This is a genomic window from Nostoc sp. CALU 1950 (genome assembly GCF_051172895.1).
Taxonomy (GTDB): Bacteria; Cyanobacteriota; Cyanobacteriia; order Cyanobacteriales; family Nostocaceae; genus Nostoc; species Nostoc edaphicum_A.
Genome location: NZ_JBDNJQ010000309.1, coordinates 1 through 3,371, shown reverse-complemented (window position 1 = coordinate 3,371; position 3,371 = coordinate 1). Strand labels below are relative to the sequence as shown.

At 39.1% G+C, this 3,371-nt stretch carries 4 protein-coding genes; 3 read left to right on the top strand and 1 reads right to left on the bottom strand.

Features of this window, described 5'->3' with window-relative positions:
* Positions 1–134 precede the first annotated feature (134 nt).
* A complete protein-coding gene (locus ABF638_RS37265; RefSeq protein WP_435027766.1) occupies positions 135–305 on the bottom strand; it encodes a hypothetical protein in 171 nt (56 codons plus the stop codon).
* A gap of 94 nt (positions 306–399) precedes the next feature.
* Between ABF638_RS37265 and ABF638_RS37260 the strand changes: the two genes are divergently transcribed.
* Genes ABF638_RS37260 through ABF638_RS37250 form a run of 3 tightly spaced genes read left to right on the top strand, consistent with a single transcriptional unit; the run spans position 400 to position 3,297 of the window.
* Positions 400–1,374: a Mu transposase C-terminal domain-containing protein gene (locus ABF638_RS37260; protein WP_435027765.1), complete on the top strand. Its 975-nt coding sequence runs from the start codon at positions 400–402 to the stop codon at positions 1,372–1,374.
* Positions 1,365–2,492: an AAA family ATPase gene (locus tag ABF638_RS37255; protein WP_435027764.1), complete on the top strand. Its 1,128-nt coding sequence runs from the start codon at positions 1,365–1,367 to the stop codon at positions 2,490–2,492. The genes ABF638_RS37260 and ABF638_RS37255 overlap by 10 nt, the downstream gene beginning before the upstream one ends.
* Positions 2,482–3,297, top strand: coding sequence for a TniQ family protein (locus ABF638_RS37250; RefSeq protein ID WP_435027763.1), 816 nt, complete (start codon positions 2,482–2,484; stop codon positions 3,295–3,297). Before ABF638_RS37255 ends, ABF638_RS37250 begins: the two co-directional genes overlap by 11 nt.
* Positions 3,298–3,371 lie beyond the last annotated feature (74 nt).

The following is a 3,371-nucleotide window of genomic DNA, read 5'->3' as shown; positions in this document are numbered from 1 at the left end:
TCGCTGGTTTTAGTCTTAACACGCTCAAAGACTTATTTAGAATGAAATAGCCCTGGTATTAATCAACGAGATCCAGTACGGCAAACTCGCCAAAGACAAGGTAGTAGAGCAGCTTACCAAAAGAATCCTTTTTATCACGAATTAACGCTTTCCACGCCTAACCACGGCAGTCGTCCATTTGAAATCTGCCACATTGACCATACGGAATTAGATATTGAGTTAGTTTGTTCTCGCACTGGACGTTGTTTAGGCAGACCTTGGGCAACGATTCTTATTGATGCTTTCTCCCGTCGCATTTTTGCCATCTATTTAACTTTTGACCCACCATCGTATCGCTCTTGCATGATGGTGTTGCGAATTTGCGTGCAGCGACTTGGACGTTTCCCAGAAACATTAATAATGGATAATGGTGTAGAGTTTGGCAGTATTTACTTTGAAACTCTTCTGGCAGCGTTTGCTTGCACAAAAAAACAACGCCCCGTTGCTAGTCCAAGGTTTGGTTCACTTATTGAACGTTTTTTTGGCACAACTAACACAGAATTCTTTTACAACCTAAAGGGCAATACTCAAATTACTAAACAGGTTCGCTTGGTAAATAAAGCAAATAACCCAAAAGTACAAGCTGTCTGGACATTGCCAGAATTATATGAATATTTTTGTGAATATGCTTATGTTATTTATGACTGTAGAGAGCATCCGGCGTTAGGACTCTCTCCTAATGCTGCATTTGAAAGAGGTCTTAATCAAAGTGGAATGCGCTATGGAGAAAAAATTTTAGATGATGAAAACTTTAAAATTTTTACCTTGCCTTCAACTCCGAAGGGAAGTGCAAAAATAATACCAAGAATTGGTATAAAAATTAATTCTATTTACTACTGGTCAATTGATGATTCCTTTCTTAATCCTGAAGTTGAAGGAACTCAAGTCCCAGTTAGATACGACCCATTTGATGTCGGGACTGCTTATGCTTATGTCAAAGGTAATTGGGTGCGGTGTATTTCTGAATATTACTCATCCTTACAAGGTCATTCAGAAAGAGAAATTCGACTTGCAAGTATTGAATTGCGCCAGCAGAAAAATCAGTATAACCAAAAGATAACAATTAGGGCTAAGGAACTTGCACAGTATCTAGAATCAGCAGAAGCTCAAGAAACTTTACAGGCACAAAGATTGCACGATTTGGCTGCACTAGATATGCGTCAATTACTGTATCAAAATAATATTAAACAGACAAAAACTTATCTTGATGAATATCCAATTAACATTAATACAACCAATCCTACTGAAGTTTTATCACAAACAGATAAATTAAATATTTCAGCAATAGATTTAGAAAAAATTCAACCCCATACTCAAGAGGAGTTATGGCAATAAAATACAAACGTCTATTTCCTCAAGCACTTCTTACTCAATCATCAACTGAGCGGCTGAACTATTTTCAGGGGATTACAATTGGACATTTACGGTTAAAACAGGCTTTAGATATTTTGTTGATGAATCTTCAACAACCAACAGATATCTGTGTCTTGTTCGTTGTTGGCCCAGCAGGAGTAGGGAAGACTACTTTACGACTACGAACTGAAAAACTGTTAATGGAAGGTGCATTAGCATCTATGAACAGTAATATTTGTCAGATCCCAGTCGCAGGTATAGAGGCAATTGCTAATGAAGCAGGAAAGTTTAATTATAAAGATTACTACCTCCGGGTTCTAGAATCTCTAGAGAAAATCTCGCTCAATTCAATCACTACAAATAGTACATCAAATTATCAAAAGTATGCAAACACTCTTTCGGCTACATACTTTGCTTCCAAAAGTTCTGATACTGTGCGTCGTGCTTTAGAACAATCTATGCGACACCATCAATTAACAGCATTAATGATAGATGAAGCCCAACATTTGCTGATGGTTGCTGGAGGAAAACAAATGTTACATCAGATGAATTGGATAAAATCTATCGCTAATGTTACTGGTGTCGTACATATTTTATTCGGTACTTATGATTTACTCAACTGCTGTCACCTCAGTGGTCAAGTCAGCCGACGCAGCGATGATATACATTTACCTCGTTATTCGACAGACAACAAAGAGGATATAGCTGAGTTTATGCGGGTTCTCAGAACATTTCAGGCACATTTACCAATGGTAGAAGAACCTTGCTTGGTAGAACAATATGAATATTTTTTGGATTACTCAGTTGGCAGCGTTGGTCTCCTCAAAACTTGGTTGACAAAAGCGTTACGAAACGCCTTGGCAGAGAATGCGACAACCCTCAATGCGAAGTATATCCAACAAAACGAATACTCAAAAGCACGACGGCAGCAAATTCAACAGGAAGCACAAGCTGGAGAGAAGCGATGGCAAAACGAGGTTGCAAGTGTGACGCCCAGTTTGACCAATGAAGAGGTTAAGCAACCATCTCAAACGAAAGGTCGTGTTGGAAAACGTCTGGCTAAAAGAGATCCTGTAGGAATTAATCTTGATGTTAGTTGATTATTATACCGAAGATGAGTTTTGGAATTTGGAAAAACCAACAATTCCACAACGTTGTCAATTATTCCCATTGGAGCCAATTGGTATTGGTACGCTTTATATGGAGAGCTTAAGTGGATATATTGCTCGCCTTGCCGACTATCACACCATAACTGCTGAAGAACTAATTTTGTCAAAGATTATTCCACTGATGGGGCACAAAACAAGCAGTGCTAGTTCCATCAACATCATTAATCATTTATTTGGAGTTCAAGATTCTTTAACTACAGCAAGCCAAACCAGAGTTAACATTGCCACTACTCTAATTCAAGTTCTAGAAGAATTGACCCAGCGTCAAGATTTATCTTGTCTGTGGCCATTGAAGTGGGCAAGTATTTTTTTCGAGTTTAGCATTCTGCGCTTACATCAAGCTTGGTGCCCAGTATGCTATGACACCTGGCGTACCAATAATCGAGTAATTTACAATCCACTGCTGTGGTTAGTCAACACAATTAAGGAATGCCCTCACCATGAGCATCAGTCACTGATTGAGCAATGCCCTCACTGCCAGCAAGAGTTTCCACCATTATCAAGGTATTCTCGTCCAGGATATTGCTCAATCTGTCATCTATGGTTAGGTGGACTGCAACTTAATCAAGTAGTTAATAAAGAAACTGAAAGCGTTGACTTTTGGCGGCAACAATTGATAGCTCCGCTCTCTAATCAAAGCAATAAGCCTCTGTGGCAGTGTATGTGGTTCGATGATGTCGATGATTTGGCTGCTAATACACCCTCTAACTTCTTACCACCCATACATCAAAACTAATTTTTCACCTAAACTTGCCCAGGCGTTTTGAAAGCATAAACGTGCCGCCCCGGCAAACTTATGGTTACAGTCAC

What these genes read in the sequence shown, in the direction of transcription:
- ABF638_RS37265 (WP_435027766.1), bottom strand. Translation starts at nt 305, where the DNA reads ATGGCAAAAATGCGACGGGAGAAAGCATCAATAAGAATCGTTGCCCAA.
- ABF638_RS37260 (WP_435027765.1), top strand. Translation starts at nt 400, where the DNA reads ATGGATAATGGTGTAGAGTTTGGCAGTATTTACTTTGAAACTCTTCTG.
- ABF638_RS37255 (WP_435027764.1), top strand. Translation starts at nt 1,365, where the DNA reads ATGGCAATAAAATACAAACGTCTATTTCCTCAAGCACTTCTTACTCAA.
- ABF638_RS37250 (WP_435027763.1), top strand. Translation starts at nt 2,482, where the DNA reads ATGTTAGTTGATTATTATACCGAAGATGAGTTTTGGAATTTGGAAAAA.